The following is a 25,957-nucleotide window of genomic DNA, read 5'->3' as shown; positions in this document are numbered from 1 at the left end:
TGAACGCGGCACCGGCCGTGCCGTCGGCGGACGGCACGGCCGGTGAGGGGGTCACGGTGGCGGCTCAGACCACCGAGACGTATTCGGGGATGTCCTGGACCACCCGCTCCTTGAGCCGGCTGACCGCGTCGACGCCCTTGAACCGGGAGACGGCGGCCTCGGTGGTCTTGCGGACCCGCGAGTTGAGCCGCTCGGAGCGGACCTTGGTGGCGATGTCCACGGCCTGCTCGGCGAAGACCGCCGCCTCCTCCGGCTCCCGCTGCAGCAGGTGCACGCTGGCCATGCCGACCAGGTTGAAGGCGTAGGAGCGGACGTGGTCGCCGTCCTGCCGGAACAGGTCGACCGCGCGCTCCATCACCGGCGCCGACATCGAGGCGTACAGCTCGGCGTTGTCCGAGTGGTAGGCGAGGTCGCGGAAGGAGTGCGCATTCTCCGCGTTCAGCTCGGCCGGGGAGAAGAACTTCAGCCAGTCCGGGTCGCCGTCGCCCTCGCGGATGTCGGTGAAGGTGTCCTCGGCCAGCCGGATCGCCCGGGCGCACCGGTTCACCTCGCCGATCGTGGCGTACGCGCGCGCCTCCATCGCGTACAGCAGGGACTGCTGGCGCGGGGTGGCGGTGTCGCGGCTGCCGTACTGGGCGAGGTGGATCAGCTCCAGCGCGTCCTCGCCCCGGTTGAGGTGGATCATCTGCCGGCTCATGTCGGTCAGGATCAGCGCGCCGAACGGACGGTCCCCGGCCTCCTTGGCGGCGTGCAGCGCCAGCACGTAGTACTTCTGCGCGCTGGGATGCATGCCGACGTCGTAGGACATCCAGCCGGCCAGGTGGGCCAGCTCGGCGGTGAGCCGGAACAGCCGCTTGGTGGTCTGCTCGGGGTAGGTCTCCTGGAGCAGGTCGGTGACCTCGTGGAGCTGGCCCACGACGGCCTTGCGGCGCAGCCCGCCGCCGTTCTGGGCGTCCCACTGCCGGAACATGACGGTGGTCTGCTCCAGCAGTTCCAGCTCGGGCTCGGAGAGCCGGCCGGTGAACGGCTCTCCGCCGTTGGCGGCGGTCAGGATCGGGGTCGGGGCGCCGTTCGGGCCGGGCGCCAGCCAGCGCTGCATCGGCTCGATCAGCGCGGCACCGGCGGTCAGGGCGAGCGAGGTGCCCAGGAAGCCGCGCCGGTTGAGCATGAGGTCGCTGCGCGAGTAGTCACTGATCAGCTGGACGGTCTGCGGCGCGCTCCAGGGCAGGTCGACGCCGCCGCCGACGGTGGAGACCGGCACGGCGGCGCGCAGCCCGAGGTCCTCGATGGAGACCACCGACCCGAAGCGCTCGGAGAACAGCTCGGACATGATCTTCGGAATCGGCTCGCGCGGCTGCTCGCCGTCGAGCCATCGTCGCACCCGCGAGGTGTCCGTGGAGACGTGGTGGGCCCCGATCTGCCGGGCCCGGCGGTTGACCTGACGGGCCAACTCCCCCTTGGACCAGCCGCTGCGGGCGAACCACGTGGTCAGCTTCTCGTTGGGTTGCTTCTCTGCCATGGGTCCGTCCCCATCCCGCCCGGGCCCCGGGGCCCCGATCGTGATCGCCCGACGGTTGCGGGCTCTTGCCAGACGTGTCGTACCGGACTGCGGCGCCACAGCCGCAGACGAACCGTCAGTTCCCCAACTCCCGGCCCGCCATGGCCCGGAGCGGACTCCCCGACGAGGTCCGTGTGCTGAACGTAACGCCCCGCGCACCGCCCCGGGGAGCGGCCCTGGCGAAACGCCACCTTTCGCCACCCCCAGGAGTGAACCGAAGCGCGCCGGCAGGCGGTTCACTAGGAAGTCCCGGCGGTCCGGCATATGCGGGCCGCCAAGTCCCCGACAGCACCCGGCTCTTCAGGCGAACCGCCGCCGCCACGGGCGGACTTCGCACCCGCTCCGACCGACGGCCCTCCCGCGCACCGACGATCCGGCATCGGCACCGCCGACCACAAGGCGGCGCACGAGGCGCATCAGGGCAACTGGCGCACACCGCGCGCTGTGCGCCGCCACCGCACCACGCACCACGCACAGGAAAAACAACACACAGTCACCGTCCCGTAACCATCGGCAACGAGATCCTGTTGGGGGAGGCATGGACAACCTGTTCGGCGTACTTCGACTGGGGCACCTGCGGCTGGCACCGCTGGGCGCGCGCCACCGCACCCGCGCCACCGCGAGCCAGGCGGCCGCGGAGTACACCGGCCGGTGGGGCTGGTCCGTCGTCGTCGGCGAGCCGGCCCGCACCACCGCCGCCCCGCGCCGCTGCCACTGCGGTGCGCCGCGCTGCGCCGCACCCGGGCTGCACCCCGTCCCCGGTACCGGGCCGGCCGCCCGCCCCGGCACCGACGTCTCGGTGCTGTTCCCCACCGGCCGCGCCTTCGACGTCCTCGACGTGCCCGAGCAGGCCGGCCTGCAGGCGCTGGTCCGGCTGGAGCGGATGGGCACCCAGGTGGGCCCGGTGCTCGCCGCGCCCACCGGGCGGCTGCAGTTCCTGGTCGCGCCCGGCACCGCCCGCCGGCTGCCCGACCTGCTCTACCGGATGGGCTGGGACGACGCCGCGCTCGACCTCACCTGCCACGGCGAGGGCAGCTTCGTCGCCGCGCCGCCCACCGTGCTCCCCGGCCTCGGCCCGGTCCGCTGGCTGCGCCGCCCGACCCGTGACAACGCCGGCTGCCCGCCGGAGGCCCGGCTGCTGCTCGGCACCCTCGCCTACGCCTGCCACCGCGGCCGCGAGCGCACCCGCGAACCCGCCTGGATCGCCTGAGGGCGGCGCGCCCACGCGCCTGCGGCGGGGTGGTCCCCGCCGAACGCCGAAGGGCCCGCCCCCGGGGGAGCGGACCCTTCACCGGTGGGACCGGACGGTGCTCAGTCCCCGATCAGCGCGTCCACGAACGCGCCCGGCTCGAACGGCGCCAGGTCGTCGGCGCCCTCGCCGAGACCGATCAGCTTGACCGGCACGCCCAGCTCGCGCTGGACCGCCACCACGATGCCGCCCTTCGCGGTGCCGTCCAGCTTGGTCAGCACGATGCCGGTGATGTCGACCACCTCGGCGAAGACCCGGGCCTGGATCAGCCCGTTCTGGCCGGTCGTGGCGTCCAGCACCAGCAGCACCTCGTCGACCGGGCCGTGCTTCTCCACGACCCGCTTGACCTTGCCCAGCTCGTCCATCAGGCCGGTCTTGGTGTGCAGGCGCCCGGCGGTGTCCACCAGCACGGTGTCCGCGCCCTCGGCGATGCCCTCCTTGACCGCGTCGAAGGCGATCGACGCCGGGTCGCCGCCCTCCGGCCCGCGCACGGTGCGCGCGCCGACCCGCTCGCCCCAGGTCTGCAGCTGGTCGGCGGCGGCGGCGCGGAAGGTGTCGGCCGCGCCGAGCACCACCGTGCGGCCGTCGGCGACCAGGACCCGGGCCAGCTTGCCGGTGGTGGTGGTCTTGCCGACGCCGTTGACGCCGACGACCAGGACGACCGCGGGGCCCTCCTCGTGCTTGGTGGAGCGCACGGTGCGGTCGGAGTCCTTGCCGATCAGCTCGACGAGCTCCTCGCGCAGCAGGCCGCGCAGCTCGTCCGGGGTGCGGGTGCCGAGCACCTTGACCCGGGTGCGCAGCCGCTCGACCAGCTCCTGGGTGGGGGCCACGCCGACGTCGGCGGTCAGCAGGGTCTCCTCGATCTCCTCCCAGGTGTCCTCGTCGAGGTGCTCGCGGGAGAGCAGCGAGAGCAGGCCCTTCCCGAGCGAGTTCTGCGAGCGGGAGAGCCGCGAGCGCAGCCGGACCAGGCGGCCGGCGGTGGGCTCGGGGACCTCGATGGCCGGGGCTTCCCCGACCGCCTCGGGGGCGGCCTCGGCCTCGGCCTCCGCCTCGGGGGCCGCCTCGGCCTCGGCCTCGGGGAGCCGGACCTCCTCGACGGTGCGGCGCGGTTCCTCGGTCGGCGGCGCGGCCTCCTCGCCGACGGCGGGCTCGCGCGGGGTCGGGGGCGCCGTGATGACCGGCGCCTGCGACTTCGGGGGCAGCTGCTGGCGTCGTCTGCCGGAAACGACGAGTCCGGCGATCGCGCCTACGGCGACCACCGCGATGACTACGGCAAGAATCACGTATTCCATAACCCCCCCAGTATCCGCGACAGCGGTCCCCGTGGACCGCAGCCGGTGGAGTGGATCACCGGCGTTCCCGGTGTTCCTCCCGCAGCCGCTGGCTGATCACCTGCGAGATGCCGTCGCCCTTCATGGTCACCCCGTACAGGGCGTCGGCGGACTCCATGGTCAGCTTCTGGTGGGTGATCACGATCAGCTGGGAGCTCTCCCGCAGCTCCTCCATGATCGCGATCAGCCGGCGCAGGTTGGTCTCGTCCAGCGCCGCCTCGACCTCGTCCATGACGTAGAACGGGCTGGGCCTGGCCTTGAAGATCGAGACCAGCAGTGCCACCGCGGTCAGCGAGCGCTCCCCGCCGGAGAGCAGCGACAGCCGCTTGACCTTCTTGCCGGGCGGGCGGGCCTCCACCTCGACGCCGGTGGTCAGCATGGACTCCGGGTCGGTGAGCACCAGCCGGCCCTCGCCGCCCGGGAACAGCCGGGCGAACACGCCCTCGAACTGCGCGGCGGTGTCGTGGTAAGCGGCGGTGAACAGCTGCTCGACCCGCTGGTCGACGTCCTTGACGATGTCGAGCAGGTCGCGCCGGCTGCGCTTGAGGTCGTCCAGCTGCTCGCCGAGGAAGGTGTGGCGCTCCTCCAGGGCCGCGAACTCCTCCAGCGCCAGCGGGTTGACCTTGCCCAGCTGCTGGTACGCCCGCTCGGCCGCGCGCAGCCGCTTCTCCTGCTCGGCGCGGACGTACGGGCGCGGCTCGCCCGGCTCCCGGCCCTCCTCCGGCGTGGAGGGCGGGACGGGCCGGTCCGGCCCGTAGGAGGCCAGCAGCTCGGAGCCCTCGATGCCGAACTCCTCCAGTGCCCGGCCCTCCAGCTGTTCGATCCGCAGCCGTTTCTCGGCCCGCAGCACCTCGTCGCGGTGGCCCGCGTCGACCAGCTTGTCGAGCTCGTCCTTGAGGCCGCGCCCGTGCTCGCGGTGCTCCTTCAGCTCCGCCTCGCGCGCCGCCCGGGCCTGTTCGACGGCGGCCCGTCCGGCGTCCGCGCGGGCCAGCGACACCTCCAGGCAGGCGAGCAGCTGCCGGGCGCCGGCGGCGACGGCGCCCGCGACGGCGGCGTCGTGCTCCGCGCGCCGGCGGCGCTCGGCGGCCCGGGCGCGGGCCTCGCGCTCGGCGCGGGCGGCCCGGTCCAGCTGCTCGGCCCGGCCGGCCAGGGCGCGGACCCGCTCCTCGTGGGTGCGCACCGCCAGGCGTGCCTCCAGTTCGGTCTGCCGGGCGGCGGTGGCGGCCGCGGCCAGCCGCTGCTGTTCGGCGACGTCCGGCTCGTCCGGCCCGTCGGCGGCGCTCTCCTCGGCGACGGCCAGCCGCTCGGCCAGTTCCTCGGCGGTGTCGAGCAGTCGGGCCAGCCCGTCCTCGGCGCGGCGGGCGGCGGCGGTCAGCCGTTCGGCCTCGCCGGCGGCGGCCCGGGACTGTCCGCCGAGCCGGCCCAGGGTGCCCGCCACCTCGGCCCGCTCGCGTTCCAGCTGCCTCCGCCGGACGGCGAGTTGCTCCAGTTCGGCGGCCGACTCCCGGCGCTCTTCGGTGAGTTCGGCCAGGTGCCGGGCCGACTCGGCGCAGCGGACGTCGAGTTCGGTGATCGCCCGGGCGGTCTCGTCCACCGCGGCCTGTGTCTCCAGCAGGCTGGGGGCGGCGCCGGAGCCGCCGTGCGCGAACCCGGCGCCGAGCCGGTCGCCGTCGGCGGTGACGGCGCTCAGCGCGGGGTGCGCGGCGACCAGGGCGAGGGCCCGGTCGAGGGTGTCCACCACCACGACGCCGTGCAGCAGCCGGGCGACGGCGGCCCGCAGGGTGTCCGGCCCGTCGACGAGTTCGGCGGCCCAGCGGGCGCCGGGCGGCAACTCCCCCGCCGCACCGGCCGGTTCGGGGGCGCCGGCGATCAGCAGGGCGGCCCGGCCGGCGTCCTCCTTGCGCAGCAGCCGCAGCGCCTCGGCGGCGGCCCGGGGCGAGTCGACGGCCACCGCGTCGGCGGCGGCGCCGAGGGCGGCGGCGACGGCGCTCTCGTGGCCGGGGGCGATGCGCAGCAGCGCGGCGGCCGGGCCGAGCAGCCCGGTCAGCCGCTCCCCGGCGGCGAGCAGCGCGCCGCTGCCGTCCTTGCGGCGCAGCCCGAGCGCCAGCGCCTCGTGCCGGGCGGTCAGCGCGGCCCGCTCGCGCTCGGCGGCGCCGGCGGCCTCGCGCGCGGCGGTGAGCCGCTGCTCGACGGCGGCGAGGCGTTCCCGGGCGCTCTCGTGCGCGGTGTCGGCCCGCTCGCCGTCCCCGGTGCCGGCCTCGACCAGGGCCCGCAGCTCCTCGTACTCCTGCCGGGCGGCCCCGGCGCGTTGCAGCGCCTCGTCGCGGGCCTCGGCGAGCCGGCCGATCTCGGCCTCGGCGGCGGCGGCCTCGGAGCGGGCGGCGGCGGCCTGCCCCTGGAGCCGGGCCAGCCCCTCGCGGCGGTCGGCGATGGCCCGGGCGGCGTCCTTGAGCCGGCGCTCCTCGGCGGCGAGGGCGCGTTCCAGTCCGCCCTTGGCCTCGACGGCCTCGTCGAGCGCCTCCTCGGCCTGCTCCAGGGCGGCGGAGAGCGCGGCCTCCTCCTCGCGGACCCGCCCGGCCTCGCGCTCCAGGTCCTCCGGGTCCCGGCCGCGCCGCTCCTCGGCCTGCCCGCCGGCGGCGGCGTGCCGGGCGGCGGCCTCGGCCAGCCCGACGGTGCCGCGGGTGCGCTCGGCCAGCGCGGAGAGCCGGTACCAGGTCTGCCGGGCCGCTTCCAGGCCGGGGCCGAGCTGCTGGACCTGCGCCTCCAGGACGGCCTCGCGCCCGATCGCCCGCCCGAGCTCCTGCTCGACGGTGGAGCGGCGCAGCCGCAGCGCCAGTTCGTCGGCGATCTCCGCCTCGACGGCGGTGCGCAGAGCGAGCAGGTCGTCGGCGAGCAGCCGCAGCCGGGCGTCGCGCAGGTCGGCCTGGATGCCGGCGGCGCGCCGGGCGATCCGGGCCTGCCGGCCGAGCGGGCCGAGCTGGCGGCGCAGCTCGGCCACCAGGTCCTGGACGCGGTTGAGGTTGACCTGCATCGCGTCCAGCTTGCGCAGCGCCTTCTCCTTGCGCTTGCGGTGCTTGAGGACGCCGGCCGCCTCCTCGATGAAGGCCCGGCGGCCCATCGGGTCGGCGTGCAGGACGGAGTCGAGCTGCCCCTGGCCGACGATGACGTGCATCTCGCGGCCGATGCCGGAGTCGGAGAGCAGTTCCTGGATGTCGAGCAGGCGGCAGGTGTCGCCGTTGAGCGCGTACTCGCTGCCGCCGTTGCGGAACATCGTCCGGGTGATGGTCACCTCGGAGTACTCGATCGGCAGGGCGCCGTCGGTGTTGTCGATGGTGAGGCTGACCTCGGCGCGGCCGAGCGGGGCGCGCCCGCTGGTCCCGGCGAAGATGACGTCCTCCATCTTGCCGCCGCGCAGCGACTTGGCGCCCTGCTCCCCCATCACCCAGGAGAGCGCGTCGACCACGTTGGACTTGCCGGATCCGTTGGGTCCGACGACGCAGGTGATCCCGGGTTCGAAGCGCAGGGTGGTGGCGGAGGCGAAGGACTTGAACCCGCGCAGCGTCAGACTCTTCAGATGCACGCGCCGGTCTCCTCACCTCGCTCACCAGGGGCTCCAGCGGCGACTGTATCCCCCGGCGGCCCGGCCACCCGCCCCCGGACACGACGAAGGGACGCCACACGGGGCGTCCCTTGCAAGCTGCGTCCCTTTCGGGGCGGCTCAGTGCACAGCGGCGTCGATCGAGGGGATCGGGCGGGACTCAGGTGAGAGCCGGCTCCCGCTGATCCAGATCGATGCTGTTGAGCAGCGAGTGCTCGCCAGCGACAGCGGTGAGTGCGTCGTTCTCAGCCTGCATCCTGAGGAGCTCGGCTTCGAGGTCCTGGACGCGCTGCTGCAGCCGTCGCATCTCGGAGAGCATTCGCGGGTCGGGGCCGCCGACGTACCCGAGAAGCGCCTTTGCCATGATGAATGGTCCTCCACGCTGAGTGACCGAACCGGAACGGTACAGGTCTAGGGGGAAGGGGGACGCACGCGCGGCGCGCACCGGCAGTGCTGGCTGGGCACTACGGCACAACCACCATGAGCTGGGCTCACGGGGGCGTGCGCCTACCGGAATGACGCGGTCGTGTGCGCGGGCTTCCAGCGTCTCACCAAAGACGGTACGGGTCAACACGATCACCGCACGCTACCGCGCCCCTGTCACCTGCCTGGCGGTGTCGTCACGCCGGGCGGCCGCGAAGGGGGGTCCACCACCTGCTCGTGGATCATCGTTCGATGCGGAGTCAACCACGAGTCTGCCCGGATGGCAACCGTACGACACCGCCGGTTGCCGATCGTTTTCCGGCGGCCCTCCCACGGCCCGCCGAACGGGGGCGGTCAGCGGATCGCGAAGCTCTCGTAGCCGGACCCGACGGCGGTCCAGATCTCGGTCACCCCGGTGACCCGGCCCGGTGTGTCCGGGCCCCTGAGCAGGGCGAGCAGCTGCTCGCAGTCCGGGGCGAGGCCCTCCGCCACCACCTGCACCCGGCCGTCGCCGAGGTTGCTCGCGTAGCCGGTCAGGCCGATCTCCAGCGCGCGCGCCCTGGTCCACCAGCGGAAGCCGACCTGCTGGACCTTGCCGCGCACCCAGGCGGTGACCCGGACCGGTTCGTCACTGTGGGCGTCGCGACCGTGCATGCCCACGACCCTATCCGCCCCGGCGGCGGCGCGCGTCACGGGCCGGCGGGGCCCTCCACCGTCCAGCCCGGGCTGCGGATCTCGGCCCGCAGCTCCGTGCCGCGCCCCGCCTCGCCGCAGGTCCGGCAGACCCAGGCCGGGTCGTACGGGTGCGGCGGGTGCCCCTCGGGCGCGTGCTCGAAGACCACCGGCGCCTCGGGCAGCACCCAGCGGTCGCCCCAGGCCAGCAGGGCCTGGACGAGCGGCGCGAGGTCGCGGCCGGCCTCGGTCAGGTGGTACTCGTACCGCGGCGGCCGCTCGCTGTAGGCCCGCCGCTCGACCACGCCCGACTCCTCCAGCGCCCGCAGCCGGGCGGTGAGCCGGTCCCGGGGCGCCCCGGTGTTGCGGGCGATCCGGTCGAAGCGGTGGTTGCCGTAGAACAGCTCCCGCACCGCGAGCAGCGCCCACTTCTCCCCCACCACGTGCAGCGCGGCGGCGATCGAGCACGGCCGCCCGGGCAGGACGGGCGCGGTGGGCGGGGCGGGACGCGGGTCGGAGGTCACGGACGACAGCCTGCCACACAGGGTTGGGTTCTCGAACCCTTGCGCCCGGACGCCGCGTGCGCAACGGGCCCGGACACGGCGTGGCCCCCGCCGGTCGCCCGGCGGGGGCCTCGGGCCGGTCGTCGCCCCGGCCCGGGGAGGGGTCAGAACCCTCCGCCGAAGTCGCCTCCGCCACCGAAGTCCCCGCCACCGCCGAAGTCCCCGCCGTCGAAGCCGCCGCCGAAGTCGGAGGAGTTGAAGTCGGCGCCGGAGAAGTCGCCGCCGTCGTAGCCGGCGCCCGCGTCGAGCGGGCCGGCCGCGTACGCCGGGGTGGCCATCATCGAGCCGAGCATGGTGCCGACCAGCAGACCGGGCAGCAGACCGCCGCCGCCGAAGCCGCCGAAGTAGCCGCCCGCCCAGGGGCCGTACGCCGGGCCCGCGTTCCAGTACGGCTGCGGGCCGTGCGCGGTCGGGACGGTCCGGATGTCCGGGTCCTGGCCGGCCGCCAGCCGGTCCGCGTCGGCCCGGCAGACCGGGACGGCGCGGGCGGCGCCGCCCGCCGGGGACCACTCGGCGTCCAGCACCGACGGACCGTGCCGCGGGTCGAAGAAGCACGGCGGCCGGCGGTCCGGCAGCGCGCGCTTCTCCCGCCGGGCCGCCAGGGTGGCCAGCGCGAACCGGCCGTCCTCCAGCGCCTCGGTGACCGGCTTGACGTCCTCCGGCCCCGCGGCCGCGTCCATCAGCCGCTTGGCCTTCTCGTACGAGTCCAGGGCGTGGGTGTAGTCGGCGCGCTGCACGTCGTCGGCGTCCGGCGCGGACGGGACGAAGTCCAGCCGGTCCAGTTCCTCGCCGTAGGCGGTGATGTCCTCGTCGACGACCTGGCGCAGCTGCGCCAGCTCGGCCCGGCGCTGCTCCTCCTTCTTGTTCCTGGCCCGGCGGAACAGCAGGAAGACGCCGGTGCCGGCGAGCGCCAGCAGGGCCAGCGGGACGACCACCGCGGCGGTCGAGACGCCGCCCTCATCGCTGTTCACCGCGTGCCCCTTGATCTGCGGGGCGGCGGTGTCGACGAAGTCGTTCAGGGTGGCGTCGATGTCGCCGGGGTGGGAACGGAAGGACGCGCCGGCGATCCGCTCGGCGCTCGCGCTGGGCAGCGCGGCCTTGTCCGAGCGGGCCTGGAACTGGTCGCCGCGCCAGATCGCGTAGGTGCCGGTGACGCCGACCTTGGTGCGCAGGTCCTCGAAGACGGTCCTGGCGCCGTACGGGGCGGCGGCCGGGACGACCGCCACGAAGATCGGCTTGCCGGCCTTGCGGATCTTCTCGGTCAGGGCGTCGGCCTGGCTCGGGCCGAACCGGTCCGCCATCGCCGGGTCGACGTACACCCGGCCCTGCTTCAGCGCGGCGGCCGCGTCGTCGAGACCGCCCGCCGCCGAGGCCGTCGGCGCCAGCAGGAGCAGCAGCCCGAGCAGCGCCGCCACCAGGGCCAGCGGCCCGGCGCCCCGGGAACGTCGTCGTGCAAGGGTTCTCATGCCTCGACGCTACCCCGAGCGGCCCCCGGACAGGGCATACCGGTCGGGCACGGCCCGGGCGGGCACCCCCACCGTCCGCCGGGGTGGGCCCCCTTCTGCGGGATGATCTTCCGCCCCGCCGCCCCCGAGACGTCCCCGGGGCGGGAACCCGCCCGGCGGCCCGCACGTACCTCCCGGCGGACACCGGGGCGCTCCGGCCACCTGGGCGGGCGTGCCGACCGTACCCCGTGACCGGGCACACTGGTGCCGGTACCGCCGGCCATGACCGTCTCCCGACCGTCCGGCCCCACCCCCCTGATCGGAGCTCCGCGTGTTGATCGGCCTCGTCACCGCTGTGGCGGCCTCCGCCTGCTACGGCACCGGTTCGGTGCTGCAGGCCGTCGGTTCCCGGCGCTCCGCCCGTGAGGAGGCCGCCAAGGGCGGTGGCTCCGCCGGCACCACCGCGCACGGCGGGCCCAGCCTCGCCTCCACCGCCAAGGCCGCCGTGACCTGGGAGTTCATCCTCGGCACCGTGCTGGACTTCATCGGCTTCGGGCTCGGCGCGCTGGCCGCCCGGCTGCTGCCGCTGTTCCTCTCCCAGACGATCATCAGCGCCAACCTGGTGATCACCGCGGTGCTCTCGATCAAGCTGCTCGGCATCCGGCTCAAGCAGCTGGAGTGGGCCTCGATCGGCGTGCTCTGCTCCGCGCTGGTGCTGCTCGCGGTCTCCGCCGGGCCGGAGGGCGGCCACCACGCCGCGATGGCCTTCCACTGGTGGCTGCTGGCGATCACCACCGTGCTGCTGGTCGGCGGCGGCCTGCTGGTGCGCCGGATGGGCGCCAACGGCGCGATCGTGGCCGGTCTGCTCTCCGGTCTCGGCTTCGGCGCGCTCGGCGTCGGCGTGCGCATCCTCAACGGCATCGAGCCGTTCGACCTCGCCCGGCTGCTCTCCGACCCGGCCCTGTACGCGATCCTGGTCGGCGGCATCGGCGGCATGTACGTGCACACCGTGGCCCTGCAGATCGGCTCGGTCAACGGCGCCACCGCCGCCCTGGTGGTCGGCGAGACGGTGCTGCCCGGCGCGGTCGGCGTGCTGTGGCTCGGCGACTCCTCCAAGGCCGGCCTGGGCTGGCTCGGCGTGGCCGGCTTCCTGATCGCGGTGGTCGCGGCGGTCGGCGTCGCCTACTTCGGCCAGGACACCCACGGCGGGCTGCCGGAGGCCGCCCCGGCCGAACCGGAACTCGCCAAGGGCTGAGGGGCGGGTCAGCGCACCCGCGGGGGGCGCTGGCAGCGGGGGCAGAAGTAGCTGGACCGGTTCATCCAGGCGGCCCGCCGCAGCGCGGTGCCGCAGCGCCGGCAGGGCTCGTGCTCCCGGCCGTAGGCGTCCAGGTCGCGGGAGAAGTAGCCGCTCTCGCCGTTCACGTTGACGTACAGGCTGTCGAAGCTGGTGCCCCCGACGGCCAGCGCCGCCGTCATCACGTCCCGGGCGTTGGCCAGCAGCAGCAACGCCTGGGGGCGGGTGAGCGTCGCGGTCGGCCGGTCGTAGTGCAGCCGGGAGCGCCACAGCGCCTCGTCGGCGTAGATGTTGCCGACCCCGCTGATCAGCGTCTGGTCCAGCAGCGCCCGCTTGACCGTGGTGCGCCGGGCCCGCAGCGCCGCCACGAAGGCGGCGTCGTCGAAGCGGGGGTCGAGGGGGTCGCGGGCGATGTGCGCGATGGAGAGCGGGGTGCCCTCCGGATCGCCGTCCTCGGCCTCCTCGACCGCCAGCCCGCCGAAGGTCCGCTGGTCGACGAAGCGCAGCTCGCGCCCGCCGTCGGTGAACCGCAGCCGCACCCGCAGGTGCGTCTCGTCCGGCACGGCGGGGTCCTGGACGAGCAGCTGGCCGCTCATCCCGAGGTGGCCGATCAGCGAGAAGCCCTCGCCCGCCCCCGACAGCGGCACCCAGAGGTACTTGCCGCGGCGCTGCGCCGCGCCGAGGGTGGTGCCGGTGAGCCGGGCCGTGAAGTCCGCGGCGCCGGCCGGCTGGCGGCGCACCGCGCGCGGGTGCAGCACCTCGACGCCGGCGACGGTGCGCCCGGCGACCCAGTTCGCCAGACCGCGGCGGACGACCTCGACCTCGGGAAGTTCGGGCACGGGAAGAACGCCTCCAGCGGAACGGACTCGGCTCTGCAGGAGGAAGGCTACTGCGTGCTCAGGCGCCGCTCGGCAGGCGGTCGGCGTACTTCTCCCTGATCGCCCGCCAGGCGCTCTCGGCGGCCTTCTGCTCGGCTTCCTTCTTCGAGCGGCCGACGCCGCTGCCGAAGTCCTCGCCGGCCACCCGGGCCGCGGCGGTGAAGGTCTTCTCGTGGTCCGGACCGGACTCCTCGACCACGTACTCCGGCACTCCGATGCCCACCGAGGCGGTGAGCTCCTGGAGGCTGGTCTTCCAGTCCAGGCCGGCGCCCAGCTGAGAGGATTCCTCGATCAGCGGGTCGAACAGCCGGTGGACGAACTCGGTGGCGGCGTCCAGGCCGCGGTCGAGGTAGACGGCCCCGATGACCGCCTCGACCGTGTCGGCGAGGATCGACGACTTGTCGCGGCCGCCGGTGCCCTCCTCGCCCTTGCCGAGCCGGATGAACGCCCCCAGTTCCAGGCCGCGGCCGACGTCGGCGAGCGCGCGCGAGTTGACCACCGCGGCGCGCAGCTTGGCGAGCGTGCCCTCCGGGACGTCCGGGTGGACGCGGTAGAGGGTGTCGGTCACCACCAGGCCCAGCACCGAGTCGCCGAGGAACTCCAGGCGCTCGTTGGTGGGCAGACCACCGTTCTCGTACGCGTACGAGCGGTGGGTCAGGGCACGTACCAGAAGGGCGCGCTCGAGCGTGTACCCGAGGCGCCCTTCCAGGACGTCGTATTCGGTCGAAGCCGGCCCGCCGGCCTTGCCACCGCCCGAAGGAGTCTTCGGAGCCGCGGCCGCCTTGCGGGAGGAGTTACCGTCCGACATCGATCCGTGCACCCCGCCGATCAGACCGAGAGGACCTGGCGACGGTTGTACGTGCCGCAGCTCGGGCACGCGATGTGCGAGAGCTTCGGCTCGTGGCAGCGGTCGCACGCCACGAGGGCCGGGGCAACGGCCTTCCAGTTGGACCGGCGGTGGCGCGTGTTGCTGCGCGACATCTTCCGCTTCGGAACAGCCACGGCTACTTCTCCTGGTTCTCGGCGAGACCCTCACGGGTGTCGCTGTACTTGATTCCGTCACCCTCGTCGCCGTGGGCGGCGGAGAGTCCCTGCAGAGCCGCCCACCGGGGGTCGGCGGCGTCGTGGTGGTGCGCCGGGTCGTCGCTCAGGCGCGCTCCGCACTCGGAGCACAGGCCCAGGCAGTCTTCCTGGCACACCGGCTGCAGCGGCAGTGCGAGCACCACCGCGTCACGCAGCACCGGCTGGAGGTCGAAGAAGTCGCCCTCCAGGCGGTAAGTCTCTTCCTCCGAGTCCTCTTCGAGGTCCTCGGCCCCGGCGGTCCGGGCGCGGTGGCGCTCGTCGGACTCCGGGTAGTAGTACAGCTCCTGGAAGTCCACGTCGAGGTCGAACTCGACGGGCTCCAGGCACCGGACGCACTCGCCCTCGACCCGGGTCTCGGCGGTGCCGGTGACCAGCACGCCCTCGACCACGGACTCCAGGCGGAGCTCCAGCGCGATCTCGCTCTTCTCCGGGACGCCGATCACGTCGATGATCCCGAGGCCCTCGGGGGCTTCCAGGGTCCGGGTCACCCTGCGCAGCGCACCCGGACGACGGCCCAGCTCGTGCGTGTCGAACACGAGGGGGTCGCGGTGGTCGAGGCGGTTCAAGGTGTCCTGACTTCCTGGGGGGTACCGGTGCGCGGCGCTGCTCGTCGGGGGATGCGCGGGCAGACCGACGGCCCGACACGGAGAGGCCGGAGTGGTCAGACTACCCGAGTCTCCCGCCAGGCCCAACTTCGTGCCCCGGGCCTACCGGCCGCCGAGCTCCCGCAGCCGGGTCATGTCGATCATGCTGGTGTCGAAGAAGCTGGTCTCGTCCAGCCCCGCCTGGGCCTGCTGCGGCACGGGCGCCGGCGGGTTGGCGGGCGGCTGCGGGTAGCCGTAGCCGCCGCCGTACTGCTGCTGCTCCTGGTAGCCCTGCTGCTGGGGCGGGTAGCCGTAGCCGGGCTGCGGCTCCGGCTGCTGCCCGTGCTGCTGGTAGCCGTACTGCGCGGACCCGTACGGGTCCGCGGCCTGGCCGCCGGCCGGGTCGAAGCCGCCGCCGTACACCTCGGCGTACTGGGCGCCGCCCTGCTGCGCGGCCGCGTACTGGTCCGCCCCGGGCGCCTGCCAGCCGGCCGCGGCCGGGGTCTGCTCCGGCCAGGTCTGCTGCTGCGGCACCTCCTCGCGGTACCAGGCCAGCTCGCTGCCGTCGGCGTCCGCGGCGAAGCCGGCGGCGACCGCCTCGGCCCGCTCCTTGGCCTGCTGCGCCTCGTCGGCGGCGGCCAGGTAGGCGCCGAGCTCGTCGATCGGCCGCTTGCCGGTCAGCTTGTCCCGGCCCTTGCCGACCGCCTCCAGGGTGGCGCTGAGCACGTTCTCCAGGGTGGCGAGCTTCACATCGACGTACTCGTCGACCTCGGGGCTCGGGCTGATCCGCTGCGGCTGGAACTCCTCGCCGTCGGTCTCGCCCTCGTACTCGGTCTCGAAGACGCTGGAGTCGCCGCGCAGCTTGGTGCGGCCGCGGCCGACGGCGCCGAGCGTCTTGGTGAGCACGACCTCGAAGTTGGCGAGCTTGCTGTCGACGTAGTCGTCGGCCTCGGCGCGCTTGGTGTCGATCTCGGCGCGCGCCTCGGCGAGGATCCGGTCCGCCTCGGCCTGGGCGCGGCGGACCACCTCGGTGTCGGAGATCAGCGAGCCGCGCTCGGCGTGCGCGCCCTGGATGATCCGGTCGGCCTCGGCCTGGGCGTCCGCGACCACCGACTCGTGGTCGGCCATCACCGACTGGGCCTGGGCCAGCTCGGCGGGCAGGGCCGCCCGCAGCTCCTGCAGCAGTCCGACCAACTCGGCACGGTTCACCACGCAGGAGGCCGACATGGGCATCGAGCGGGCGTTCTCGACGGCCGCCACGATCTCGTCGACCTTGTTCTGCACGTCCACGGGGCTTCGTCTTTCCGTGTGCCGCCGAGGTCCGGCGGAGGCAGCGCCCGGCGCGGTGGACGTCACCGCAGGGCAGGAATACAGACTGTACGGCCACTGCCGGGCGAGGTCACAACGCCCGGACACGGCCGACTTCCCACTCCTCGGGCAAACCGTGACGAACCGGCAGAAACGGACGTCCGGTCACGCCCCTACTGCTGGGCCCGCCGTTCGGCGATCCGCTCGACCAGCCGCCGGTGGACCGTCTCCGGCAGCAGGTGCGAGACGTCGCCGCCGTACGAGGCGACCTCCTTGACCAGCGTCGAGGAGAGGAAGCTGTACGTCGGCGAGGTCGGCACGAACAACGTCTCCACGCCGGTCAGGCCGTGGTTCATCTGCGCCATCTGCAGCTCGTAGTCGAAGTCGCTGACCGCGCGCAGGCCCTTGATGATCGCCGGGATGTTCCGCTCGCGGCAGAAGTCCACCAGCAGGCCCTGGTACGACTCGACCACCAGGTTCCCGTACTGGGAGGTGGTCTCCTCGATCAGCGCGATCCGCTCCTCGGTGGTGAACATGCCCTGCTTGTTGCGGTTGATCGCCACCACGACGTGCACCACGTCGTACAGCTTCGAGGCCCGCTCGATGATGTCGAGGTGACCGTTGGTGATCGGGTCGAAGGACCCGGGGCAGACGGCGCGGCGCATGGCGTGTGTGCTCCCTCGTGGGGTGACGGAATCCTGCGGGCCCGGGCCCGCTAGGGGTGGTGGCGGGTCCCGGCGGCGGCGCGACCGTACCAGAGCGTGCCCTCGCCGTAGCGGCGCGAGCGCAGCACCTCGAAGCCCTCCGGCCAGCCGAACTCGCCGCCGCGGGTGCTGCGCTCCACGGTGACGAGTGCGTCCTCCGCGAGCCAGCCCCCGGCTGACAGTGTGATCAGCATCTCGCGCACCTCGTCGTCGGTGACCACGTACGGCGGGTCGAGGAAGACCAGGTCGTACGGAGCCTCCGGAGCGGGTCCGGCGATCACCTTCTCCGCCCTGGCGGCCTTCACCAGCGCGCCCGGCAGGCCGATCGACCGGACGTTCTCCCGGATCACCCGGGCCGCCTGGGCGTCCGCCTCGACCAGCAGCACGTGCCCGGCCCCGCGCGAGAGCGCCTCCAGGCCGACCGCGCCCGATCCGCCGAACAGGTCCAGCATCCGGGCGCCGTGCAGGGTGGTGCCGCGCAGCGCCTCCAGGGTGGAGAACATCGCCTCGCGGGCCTTGTCGGAGGTCGGGCGGGTGCCCCGGCCGGGCGGTACGGCCAGCCGGCGGCCGCCGGCCGCCCCGGCGATCACGCGGGTCATGGTGGTGGGAGGTCCTTTCGTCGCTGCCCGACCACGCTATACGGCCGTGGCCCCCGCCGGTCCGTCCGGCGGGGGCCACGCTCGCGCACTCAGGTGATCAGACGGCCTCGGAGTCCGCCGGCCGGGCCGGGACGGCCGCGCCGAGCAGCGACGGCGAGGCGTAGCGGGACCAGGAGAGGCAGCCGTCGGGCGGGCAGTACTCGGGGCGGCGCGGGTCGTGGCCGAGCTCGCGCAGCTTGGTGCGGACGGAGTCGGGCGTGCGGCCGAAGCGGGCGGCGATCCGGGCGACGGTCTCGCCCTCGTGGAAGCGCCGGACCAGCTCCTCCTCGTGCTGCGGCACCCAGGGGGCGCCGTGGCCGGGGTAGAGCTCGCGCAGCACGTCGCGGTCGGGGATGGGCTCGGAGACGTCGGCGACGATCGCCAGGGCCCGGAGCGCGCGGTTGAGCGCGATCCGCAGCGAGGCGACGTCCTCGACCGGCAGCCGCAGCTTGCCGGAGGCGAGCGGGTCCGCCGCCGCCCCCTCGCGCCAGCCGGTGAGGGTGAGGGTGACCTCGCGGTCGTCGTCGCTGGCGAGTTCGATCCGGAAGACCTTGTCGCCCAGCGGGAGCTCGTTGAGATGACGGAATGCCATGGCTAAACCCCCAAGTGTCGCGCCAGGGACGCACCTTGGGGGTGCGCCCTGAACACCTTCATTCTCTCGCGGGGGTCTGACAATCCGGCCCTGCCGGGAGCGGCCTCAGCCCTTCTCCATGAAGGCCGCGCGGTCCTCGTCGAGCAGGCTCTCCAGGACGGTGCGCAGGTCCGGGTGGGCGGCGAGGTCCGGGTCCTCGGCGACCAGCCGGGTGGCCTCGGCCCGGGCGGTGACGATGACCTCCTCGTCCTCCAGCACCGAGAGCACCTTCAGCGAGGACTTCACCCCGGACTGCGCCTGGCCGAGGACGTCGCCCTCGCGGCGCTGTTCGAGGTCGATCCGGGAGAGCTGGAAGCCGTCCAGGGTGCCCGCCACCGCGTCCAGCCGGGCACGGGCGGCGCTGGCCGCCGGCATGTCGGTGACCAGCAGGCAGAGCCCGGGGGCGGAGCCCCGGCCGACCCGGCCGCGCAGCTGGTGCAGCTGGGAGACGCCGAACCGGTCCGCGTCCATGATCACCATCGCGGTGGAGTTCGGGACGTTGACGCCGACCTCGATCACCGTGGTGGCGACCAGCACGTCCACCTCGCCGGCCGCGAACCGGCGCATCACCTCGTCCTTGGCCTCCGGGGCGAGGCGTCCGTGCAGGATCTCCACCCGCAGCCCGGCCAGCGGCCCGGCGGTCAGCCTGCCGGCGGTCTCCACCACGGACAGCGGGGGCCGCCGGTCGCCCTCGGCGGCGGCGCCCTCGTCCGGGGCGTCGTCGAGCAGCTCCTCCAGATCCCCGTCGCGGCGCTTGCGCCGCGCGCCCTTGGCGCCCTTCTGCTCCTCGGGGTCCTCGTCGCCGATCCGCGGGCAGACCACGTACGCCTGGTGGCCCTTGGCCACCTCCTCGCGGACCCGCTCCCAGGCGCGGGTCAGGAAGTTGGGCTTCTCGACGGCCGGCACCACATGGGTGGAGATCGGCGAGCGGCCGGCCGGCAGCTGGTCCAGGACGGAGGTCTCCAGATCCCCGAAGACGGTCATCGCGACCGTGCGCGGGATCGGGGTGGCCGTCATCACCAGCAGGTGCGCCGGCTGTTCGCCCTTGGCGCGCAGCGCGTCCCGCTGCTCGACGCCGAAGCGGTGCTGCTCGTCGACCACCACCAGGCCGAGGTCCTGGAACTGCACCTTGTCCTCGATCAGCGCGTGGGTGCCGATCGCGAGGCCGGCGTCCCCGCAGGCCATGTCGAGCAGCGCCTGCCGCCGGGCCGGCACGCCCATCGAGCCGGTGAGCAGCACCACCCGGGTGCCCAGGTCGGCCCCGCCGAGCATGCCGCCCTCGGCGAGGTCGCCCATCATCTCCACGATCGACCGGTGGTGCTGCTGGGCGAGCACCTCGGTGGGCGCCAGCAGCACCGCCTGCCCGCCCGCGTCGACCACGGCCAGCATGGCGCGCAGTGCGACGAGCGTCTTGCCCGAGCCGACCTCGCCCTGGAGCAGCCGGTGCATGGGGTGCTCGCTCGCCAGGTCGGCGGCGATCTCGGCGGAGACCTTCCGCTGGCCCTCGGTGAGGGTGAACGGGAGCCGGGCGTCGAAGGCGTCCAGCAGGCCGCCCGGGCGGGCCTCGCGCGGCTTGGCGGGCAGCGCGGAGTCGGCCGCCCGGCGCTGGGCGAGGGCGACCTGCAGCACGAAGGCCTCGTCCCAGCGCAGCCGCTCCTGGGCGCGTTCGCGGTCGGCCTGGCTGCGCGGGCGGTGGATCAGTTCGAGCGCCTCGGGCAGCGCGATCAGCCCGTGGCGCTCGCGCAGCCCGGCCGGCAGCGGTTCGCCGACGTCGGACAGGTGCTTGGTGAGCGCCGTCTCCACGCAGAGCGAGAGCTTCCAGCTGGGCATCTGGGCGCTGGCCGGGTAGACCGGGATCAGCCGTCCGGCGAACCGGGCGGCGGCGCCGTCGCCGTCCGTCTCGTCCAGCAGCTGGTAGTCGGGGGAGGCCAGCTGGCGGGCCCGGTTGAAGACCCCGACCTTGCCCGCGAACAGGCCCTGCGTCCCCGGCCGCAGCTCCTTCTGCCGCCAGCCCTGGTTGAAGAAGACCAGCGAGAGCCGGCTGCGGCCGTCGGTGACCACCACCTCCAGGCGGTCGCCCTTGCGGCCGCGGAAGGGGATCAGGGTGACCTTCTCGATCCGGGCCAGCACGGTGACGTGCTCGTCGATCTCCAGCTCGTCCAGGCTGGTGAGCTGTCCGCGTTCGACGTAGCGCCGCGGATAGTGGTGCAGCAGGTCCCCGACCGTGCGCAGCTTGAGGCTGTCGGCGAGCACCTTGGCGGTCCGGTCGCCGACGAGCTTGGTCAGTGGTTCATCGAGAGCGCCCATCAAGGCCCCTGTTTACACCACCGGACCGACGATCCGGGCGCTCACTCCACGCCGATCAGCAGCGGCGCCGACTCCTGGCCGCCGTGGAAGACCACCGCGTCCACCTCGGGCCGGCTCTGCCGGGCGTGCGCGACGAGGCCCTCGGCGAGGCCCTCGGGGGCGCCCTCGCCGAGGATCAGGGTGACCAGTTCGCCGCCGCCGCCGAGCATCCGGTCCAGCACGCTCTCGCCGACCTCGGCCAGCCCGGCCCCGATCACCGCGACGTCCCCGTCGATCAGGCCGAGCACGTCGCCGGCCTGGCAGACCCCGGCCATGGTCCAGGACTCGCCCTCGGCGACGGCCAGTTCGGCGTACCGGGTGGCGCCGGCCGCCGAGGTCATGGCGACCACGTCCTCGTCGAAGCGCCGCCCGGCCTCGTGCACGGCGAGCGCGGCCAGGCCCTGGACCGGCGAGCGGGTGGGCAGCACGGCGATCCGCACGCCCTCCTCGCGCAGCTGGTCGGCGGCGGCGCCGGCGGCGGCCCGCAGTTCGGGGTCGTTGAGCAGCAGCACCACCTCGCGGGCGGCGGCCCGGCGCACCGCGGCGGTGAGCTCGGCGCTGGCGGGCGGGCGGCCGGCGCCGGTGTGCAGGACGACCGCGCCGGCCTGTTCGCAGAGTTCGGCGAGGCCCTCGCCGGAGACCACCGAGAGCACCGCGCGGGCCGGCCGCTCGGGCTCGCCGCGGTCGTCGGCGGCGCCGGAGCGGGCGGCGGCCTCGGCGAAGTGGGTGATCCGGATCTGGTGCGGGCGCCCGGCCTCGACCCCGGCCTCGACGGCGGCGCCCGCGTCGTCGACGTGGACGTGGACGTTCCACAGGCCGTCCCCGCCGCCGACCACCAGCGAGTCGCCGAGCGCGCCGAGCCGGGTCCGCAGCGCAGGCAGCGCCTCGTCGGGCGCGTCCAGCAGGTAGATCACCTCGAACGCGGGGTGCCCGGGGCCGGGCGGCCGCACGTGCAGCTCGCAGCCCTCCGCCGGCAGCACGTCGCCCCGCAGCGCGACCGGTCCCATCGGCTGGTGGCCGGCCACCGCGTCGGCGAGCGCCCCGAGGACGGCGACCAGGCCGCGGCCGCCGGCGTCCACCACACCGTTCTCGGCGAGCACGGCGAGCTGCTCGGGGGTGTGCCGCAGCGCGTCGCGGGCGGCCCGGTGGGCGGCCTCGGCGACCTGCCCGAGGCCGTCGCCGGCCCGGCCGGCCTCCCGGGCGGCGATCCGGGCGACGGTCAGCAGGGTGCCCTCGACCGGTTCGGCGACGGCCTGGTAGGCGGCGTCGGAGGCCCGCTGGAGGGCGGCCCGCAGCTGGTCGGCGCCGCCGCCGTCGGCGAGCTTCTCGGCGGCGCCGCGCAGCCACTGGGCGAGGATCACCCCGGAGTTGCCGCGGGCGCCGACCAGGGCGCCGCGGGCCATCGCCCGGGCGGCCTCGGCCAGGCCGGGCGCCGGGCCGGGGCCCTGGCCCCCGAACCGGCCCTCCACCTCGGCGGCGGCCGATTCCACGGTCAGGTACAGATTGGTGCCGGTGTCGCCGTCCGGGACGGGGTAGACGTTGAGTGCGTCGATCTCCTCGCGGGCCTGGCCGAGCGCGCGCAGCGCCAACTGGCACCAGCTGCGCACGGCCGGGGCGTCGAGCGTGTGCAGCACCAGGTCTCCTCCGGAGTGGGACGCCGTGATGGCCTGAGGGTGAACGGCGAGGGGTGGTACCGGCAGGTTAGCGGGGGCCGGGAGGGGGCGGCGGAACCGGCGGCCGGAGCGATCACCCTGCTGGTCATGGTAGTTTCGTTGAACGGAAGCAAGCGTTGTATGCTCTTCCGGTTGCCTGGAACAGGTCCAGGCTCGCCCCTTGGTCCGGTTCGGTTCACGTGAGTGCTCCGCTGGTCTGGCGGGGTTGTCTCACGTAAATGATTCTGAAGTCTTGGAGTGACTCCTGTGGCTGCCAACTGCGACGTCTGCGGCAAGGGGCCGGGCTTCGGCAACAGCATCTCCCACTCGCACCGCCGTACCCCCCGTCGCTGGAACCCCAACATCCAGACGGTGCGCGCTGTGGTTGGGCGGACGCCGAAGCGGCTCAACGTCTGCACCTCGTGCATCAAGGCCGGTAAGGTCTCGCGCTGACGCGCAGACCGGCATGCCGGTCCTCCAGTGAGCCGGTTCATCCTCGGGTGAACCGGCTTTCTGTTGTTCCGGCATGTGATCGTCCTGCTGTGGGCGGGCCCTCGGGCCCGCCCACAGGCGTGTCCGGCACCCGGCTCAGCGCCAGCGCCAGGCGTGGTCGACCGGCCCGATGCCGGCGCCGAGGGCGAAGCCGCCGGCGATCGCTCCGGTGATGTACTCCTTCGCCGAGGCCACCGCGTCGGGCAGCGCCTCGCCCTTGGCCAGGCCGGCGGCGATCGCGCTGGCGAGGGTGCAGCCGGTGCCGTGGGTGTGCCGGTTGTCGTAGCGCGGCGCCCGGTACCAGTGCTCCTCCCCCGCGCCGCCGTACAGCAGGTCGGCGGCCTCGCCCGGCAGGTGCCCGCCCTTGACCAGCACCCAGCGCGGCCCCAGGTCGAGCAGTGCCTTCGCGGCGTCCACCATCTGGGCCTCGTCCTCGACCACCCGGCCGGTGAGCTGCGTCACTTCGTGCAGGTTGGGCGTGGCGAGGGTGGCGACCGGCAGCAGCCGCTCCCGGACGGTGGCGACGGCCTCGGCGGCGAGCAGCGCGTCGCCGTGCTTGGAGACGCCGACCGGGTCGACCACGACCGGCGCGTCGACCCCGGCCAGCAGGTCGGAGACGGTCTCGACCAGCTCGGCCGAGGCGAGCATGCCGGTCTTCACGGCCTGGACGCCGATGTCGTCGGCCACGCTGCGGAACTGGGCGCGGACCGCCTCGGCGGGCAGCTCCCAGTAGCCCTGGACGCCGAGCGAGTTCTGCGCGGTGACGGCGGTGATCACGCTCATGCCGTGCACGCCGAGGGCGAGCATCGCCTTGAGGTCGGCCTGGATGCCGGCGCCGCCGCCGGAGTCCGAGCCGGCGACCGTGAGAACGCGGGGAGGTGCGGTGGAAGACATGCGCCCAACCTACGCGGTCACAGCACGGCCTCGGACTCCGCCCAGTGCCCCTCGGGGACGGTCTTGAGCCGGGTGACCGCGTCGGCGATCGGCACCAGCCGGATGTCGCCTCGGCGCAGCGCGGTGAAGTGCCCGAACTCGCCCCGGTGGACGGCCTCCACCGCGTGCCAGCCGAACCGGGTGGCGAGCACCCGGTCCCGGGCCGTGGGGGTGCCGCCGCGCTGGACGTGGCCGAGGATGACCGGGCGGGCCTCCTTGCCGAGCAGGTTCTCCAGCTCGTGGGCGAGGCGGTTGCCGATCCCGCCGAAGGTCCGGTGCCCGAACCGGTCGACCTCGCCGTGGTCGAAGCGCATGGTGCCGGGCATCGGGGAGGCGCCCTCGGCGACGGCGATGATGGCGAACTTCTTGCCGCGGGCGAACCGGTCCTCGACCATCCGGGCCACCGCCTCGATGTCGAACGGCTTCTCCGGGATCAGGATGCCGTGGGCGCCGCCCGCCATCCCGGCGGTGAGGGTGATCCAGCCGGTGTGACGGCCCATCAGCTCCACGACCATGACGCGCTGGTGGGACTCGGCGGTGGTCTTGAGCCGGTCGATCGCCTCGGTGGCGACGTGCACGGCGGTGTCGAAGCCGAAGGTGACGTCGGTGGCGTCGATGTCGTTGTCGATGGTCTTGGGGACGCCGACCACCGGCAGTCCGGCCTCGCTGAACATCCGGGCGGCGGTCAGGGTGCCCTCGCCGCCGATGGCGATCAGCGCGTCGATGCCGATGTCCCGGGCGAGGGTCTTGGCGTTCTCCACCGCCCACTGGATCCGCTCGCGCTGCACCCGGGCGGAGCCGAGGATGGTGCCGCCCAGGGTGAGCAGGCCGGTGACGTCGTCGTGCGAGACCGGGCGGGTGCGGCCCTCGATGAGGCCGAGGAAGCCGTCCTCGATGCCGACGATCTCGTCGCCGTGCACATCGGTGCCCCGGTGCACCACGGAACGGATCACCGCGTTCAGTCCGGGGCAGTCGCCGCCGCTGGTCAGTACTCCGATTCGCATGGTGGTGGACTCTCCCGCTCGAAGTGGTTCAGACCATTATGGTCCAGACCACTCGTGCGAGGGACGGGCGGCCGGGCCATGGGTCAAGCCTACGCACTCCCCGGCCGGGCGGCCGTCAACCGCCGCCCGGCGCGGGCCGGTTGTCACTCCGCGAAGTGGTCCCAGCCGCCGACCCGGTCCCAGGCCTCGCCGTCCACCGTCACCCGGCCGCCGCGGGCCGCCCGCGCCCGGCCGGTGACCTCGCCCACCACCCGCCAGCGGGCCGGCAGTTGGACCCCGCGCGGGAAGGTCGCGACGATCGCGTGGTCCTCTCCGCCGGACAGCACCCACACCAGCGGGTCGACCCCGACCGCCTGGCCGATGTCCGCCATCTGCGCCGGCACGTCGAAGTCGGCCGCCCGCAGGTCGATGTCCACCGCGCTCGCCCCGGCCACGTGCCCGAGGTCGGCGACCAGCCCGTCGCTCACGTCGATCATCGAGGTCGCGCCCAGCTCCGCCCCGGCCGGCCCCGCGTGGTACGGCGGCTCCGGGCGGCGGTGCGCCTCGACGAAGGCACGCGGCGAGCGGAAGCCGCGCTGCAGCACCGTCAGCCCGGCCGCCGACCAGCCGAGCCAGCCGGTGACCGCGACCACGTCACCCACCTGGGCACCGGCGCGCGTCACCGGCGCGCGCCCCTGGAGGTCCCCGAGCGCCGTGATGGCCAGCGTGATGGTCTCGCCGCGCACCACGTCGCCGCCGACCACCGTCGCGCCGGCCACCTGGCACTCGTCGCGCAGCCCGTCCATCAGCTCGGTGGCCCAGGTGGTCGGCAGGTCCGCCGGCGCCACCAGGCCGAGCAGCAGCGCGGTCGGCACCGCGCCCATCGCGGCCACGTCGGCGAGGTTCTGCGCGGCCGCCTTGCGGCCCACGTCGTAGGCGGTGGACCAGTCCCGGCGGAAGTGCCGGTTCTCGATCAGCACGTCCGTGGTGGCCACCACCCGGCCGTCCGGGGCCTTCACCACGGCGGCGTCGTCACCCGGGCCGAGGTCGACCGCGTCGGTGAGCGGTACCCGGGCGGTCAGCTCCCTGATGAGTCCGAACTCGCCGAGCTCGCCCACGGTCCCCTGCATCTGCCGTCCTCCCGGTTGCGCCCGGCCGGGCGCGTCACGTCCTGCGGTCACGCCGCCTCCGCGCGCAGCGTACGCCCTTCGGGGGCGCACGGGTCTCCCCTCCCCGGCCCGCCGGGAGGTAGCGTGGTGATCAGTCTGCCGTCACCCCGTTCCCCCCACCCCACGCGCCACCGGGCGTGCACGGCGCCGATCCCCGTACCCAGCCGCCGGGAGGTCCCCATGGTCCAGGCCTACATCCTGATTCAGACCGAGGTCGGCAAGGCCAGTGCCGTCGCCGAGTCCATTGCCAAGATCCCCGGAGTCATCCAGGCCGAGGACGTCACCGGTCCGTACGACGTCATCGTCCGGGCCGAGGCGGACACCGTGGACGACCTCGGTCGTCTGGTGGTCGCGAAGGTCCAACAGGTCGAGGGCATCACCCGCACCCTGACCTGTCCCGTCGTCCACCTGTAAGACGCGCTT

General features: G+C 74.3%; 24 protein-coding genes. 4 read left to right on the top strand and 20 right to left on the bottom strand.

Features of this window, described 5'->3' with window-relative positions; translation table 11 throughout:
* Positions 1 to 64: 64 nt before the first annotated feature.
* Positions 65 to 1,519, bottom strand: coding sequence for a hypothetical protein (locus ACFVVL_RS29440; protein WP_380289938.1), 1,455 nt, complete (start codon positions 1,517 to 1,519; stop codon positions 65 to 67).
* 577 nt (positions 1,520 to 2,096) lie between these two features.
* On the opposite strand from ACFVVL_RS29440, the gene ACFVVL_RS29435 reads away from it, so the two are divergent.
* A complete protein-coding gene (locus ACFVVL_RS29435; protein ID WP_387680539.1) occupies positions 2,097 to 2,768 on the top strand; it encodes a bifunctional DNA primase/polymerase in 672 nt (223 codons plus the stop codon).
* 101 nt (positions 2,769 to 2,869) lie between these two features.
* Here the strand turns inward: ACFVVL_RS29435 and ftsY are convergent, their stop codons facing one another.
* From ftsY to ACFVVL_RS29405, 6 genes are all read right to left on the bottom strand, one after another.
* Positions 2,870 to 4,099 carry a signal recognition particle-docking protein FtsY gene (ftsY, locus tag ACFVVL_RS29430; protein WP_387680536.1) on the bottom strand — a complete coding sequence of 410 codons (1,230 nt, stop codon included), beginning with the start codon at positions 4,097 to 4,099 and terminating at the stop codon, positions 2,870 to 2,872.
* Positions 4,100 to 4,154: 55 nt separating this feature from the next.
* The gene (gene smc, locus ACFVVL_RS29425; protein WP_387680533.1) at positions 4,155 to 7,718 is read right to left on the bottom strand and encodes a chromosome segregation protein SMC; all 3,564 of its coding nucleotides are present in this window, start codon (positions 7,716 to 7,718) and stop codon (positions 4,155 to 4,157) included.
* A 178-nt stretch (positions 7,719 to 7,896) separates the two neighbouring features.
* A complete protein-coding gene (locus tag ACFVVL_RS29420) occupies positions 7,897 to 8,100 on the bottom strand; it encodes a hypothetical protein (RefSeq protein ID WP_270143783.1) in 204 nt (67 codons plus the stop codon).
* A gap of 413 nt (positions 8,101 to 8,513) precedes the next feature.
* Positions 8,514 to 8,813 (bottom strand): acylphosphatase, encoded by a 300-nt coding sequence (locus ACFVVL_RS29415; RefSeq protein ID WP_380293467.1) that lies wholly within the window; start codon positions 8,811 to 8,813, stop codon positions 8,514 to 8,516.
* A 35-nt stretch (positions 8,814 to 8,848) separates the two neighbouring features.
* Complete coding sequence (locus ACFVVL_RS29410) at positions 8,849 to 9,355, bottom strand: winged helix-turn-helix transcriptional regulator (protein WP_380293469.1); 507 nt, start codon at positions 9,353 to 9,355, stop codon at positions 8,849 to 8,851.
* A gap of 143 nt (positions 9,356 to 9,498) precedes the next feature.
* Complete coding sequence (locus ACFVVL_RS29405; protein ID WP_387680528.1) at positions 9,499 to 10,860, bottom strand: hypothetical protein; 1,362 nt, start codon at positions 10,858 to 10,860, stop codon at positions 9,499 to 9,501.
* A 310-nt stretch (positions 10,861 to 11,170) separates the two neighbouring features.
* Here ACFVVL_RS29405 and ACFVVL_RS29400 point away from each other — a divergent pair, with 310 nt between their 5' ends.
* Complete coding sequence (locus ACFVVL_RS29400; protein ID WP_380293473.1) at positions 11,171 to 12,094, top strand: hypothetical protein; 924 nt, start codon at positions 11,171 to 11,173, stop codon at positions 12,092 to 12,094.
* 8 nt (positions 12,095 to 12,102) lie between these two features.
* Here the strand turns inward: ACFVVL_RS29400 and mutM are convergent, their stop codons facing one another.
* The 10 genes from mutM to ACFVVL_RS29350 all read right to left on the bottom strand — a co-directional run bounded on the left by mutM (position 12,103) and on the right by ACFVVL_RS29350 (position 21,939).
* Positions 12,103 to 12,972: a bifunctional DNA-formamidopyrimidine glycosylase/DNA-(apurinic or apyrimidinic site) lyase gene (gene mutM / locus ACFVVL_RS29395; protein WP_380293475.1), complete on the bottom strand. Its 870-nt coding sequence runs from the start codon at positions 12,970 to 12,972 to the stop codon at positions 12,103 to 12,105.
* A 58-nt stretch (positions 12,973 to 13,030) separates the two neighbouring features.
* On the bottom strand, positions 13,031 to 13,819 hold the full coding sequence (rnc, locus tag ACFVVL_RS29390) for a ribonuclease III (RefSeq protein WP_380293477.1): 789 nt from the start codon (positions 13,817 to 13,819) through the stop codon (positions 13,031 to 13,033).
* A 20-nt stretch (positions 13,820 to 13,839) separates the two neighbouring features.
* Entirely contained in the window at positions 13,840 to 14,013 is a 174-nt protein-coding gene (gene rpmF / locus ACFVVL_RS29385) for a 50S ribosomal protein L32 (protein WP_097236113.1), read from the bottom strand.
* 2 nt (positions 14,014 to 14,015) lie between these two features.
* The gene (locus tag ACFVVL_RS29380) at positions 14,016 to 14,660 is read right to left on the bottom strand and encodes a YceD family protein (RefSeq protein ID WP_380293479.1); all 645 of its coding nucleotides are present in this window, start codon (positions 14,658 to 14,660) and stop codon (positions 14,016 to 14,018) included.
* A gap of 141 nt (positions 14,661 to 14,801) precedes the next feature.
* Positions 14,802 to 15,968 (bottom strand): ATP synthase F0 subunit B, encoded by a 1,167-nt coding sequence (locus ACFVVL_RS29375; RefSeq protein ID WP_387680523.1) that lies wholly within the window; start codon positions 15,966 to 15,968, stop codon positions 14,802 to 14,804.
* Positions 15,969 to 16,159: 191 nt separating this feature from the next.
* The gene (gene coaD, locus ACFVVL_RS29370) at positions 16,160 to 16,651 is read right to left on the bottom strand and encodes a pantetheine-phosphate adenylyltransferase (RefSeq protein WP_380293482.1); all 492 of its coding nucleotides are present in this window, start codon (positions 16,649 to 16,651) and stop codon (positions 16,160 to 16,162) included.
* A gap of 50 nt (positions 16,652 to 16,701) precedes the next feature.
* Complete coding sequence (rsmD, locus tag ACFVVL_RS29365) at positions 16,702 to 17,289, bottom strand: 16S rRNA (guanine(966)-N(2))-methyltransferase RsmD (RefSeq protein ID WP_380293484.1); 588 nt, start codon at positions 17,287 to 17,289, stop codon at positions 16,702 to 16,704.
* A gap of 97 nt (positions 17,290 to 17,386) precedes the next feature.
* On the bottom strand, positions 17,387 to 17,920 hold the full coding sequence (locus ACFVVL_RS29360) for a hypothetical protein (RefSeq protein WP_380293486.1): 534 nt from the start codon (positions 17,918 to 17,920) through the stop codon (positions 17,387 to 17,389).
* 105 nt (positions 17,921 to 18,025) lie between these two features.
* Positions 18,026 to 20,266: an ATP-dependent DNA helicase RecG gene (gene recG / locus ACFVVL_RS29355; protein ID WP_387680518.1), complete on the bottom strand. Its 2,241-nt coding sequence runs from the start codon at positions 20,264 to 20,266 to the stop codon at positions 18,026 to 18,028.
* A gap of 41 nt (positions 20,267 to 20,307) precedes the next feature.
* Positions 20,308 to 21,939 (bottom strand): DAK2 domain-containing protein, encoded by a 1,632-nt coding sequence (locus ACFVVL_RS29350; RefSeq protein WP_387680516.1) that lies wholly within the window; start codon positions 21,937 to 21,939, stop codon positions 20,308 to 20,310.
* A 285-nt stretch (positions 21,940 to 22,224) separates the two neighbouring features.
* Between ACFVVL_RS29350 and rpmB the strand changes: the two genes are divergently transcribed.
* Positions 22,225 to 22,410 carry a 50S ribosomal protein L28 gene (gene rpmB, locus ACFVVL_RS29345; protein WP_073813963.1) on the top strand — a complete coding sequence of 62 codons (186 nt, stop codon included), beginning with the start codon at positions 22,225 to 22,227 and terminating at the stop codon, positions 22,408 to 22,410.
* A 135-nt stretch (positions 22,411 to 22,545) separates the two neighbouring features.
* On the opposite strand, the gene thiD is transcribed toward rpmB, so the two are convergent.
* The 3 genes from thiD to ACFVVL_RS29330 all read right to left on the bottom strand — a co-directional run bounded on the left by thiD (position 22,546) and on the right by ACFVVL_RS29330 (position 25,495).
* Entirely contained in the window at positions 22,546 to 23,343 is a 798-nt protein-coding gene (gene thiD / locus ACFVVL_RS29340; protein ID WP_380293492.1) for a bifunctional hydroxymethylpyrimidine kinase/phosphomethylpyrimidine kinase, read from the bottom strand.
* Positions 23,344 to 23,360: 17 nt separating this feature from the next.
* Complete coding sequence (locus tag ACFVVL_RS29335; RefSeq protein ID WP_380293494.1) at positions 23,361 to 24,386, bottom strand: 6-phosphofructokinase; 1,026 nt, start codon at positions 24,384 to 24,386, stop codon at positions 23,361 to 23,363.
* Between the two features lie 143 nt (positions 24,387 to 24,529).
* Complete coding sequence (locus ACFVVL_RS29330; RefSeq protein WP_380293496.1) at positions 24,530 to 25,495, bottom strand: thiamine-phosphate kinase; 966 nt, start codon at positions 25,493 to 25,495, stop codon at positions 24,530 to 24,532.
* A 219-nt stretch (positions 25,496 to 25,714) separates the two neighbouring features.
* Between ACFVVL_RS29330 and ACFVVL_RS29325 the strand changes: the two genes are divergently transcribed.
* Positions 25,715 to 25,948, top strand: a complete 234-nt coding sequence (locus ACFVVL_RS29325; protein WP_376142682.1) for an Lrp/AsnC family transcriptional regulator — start codon at positions 25,715 to 25,717, stop codon at positions 25,946 to 25,948.
* Positions 25,949 to 25,957 lie beyond the last annotated feature (9 nt).

Origin of the sequence: Kitasatospora sp. NPDC058115 (genome assembly GCF_042884635.1) — a bacterium.
Classification (GTDB): domain Bacteria; phylum Actinomycetota; class Actinomycetes; order Streptomycetales; family Streptomycetaceae; genus Kitasatospora.
This window is presented reverse-complemented; position numbering and strand designations above follow the sequence as displayed.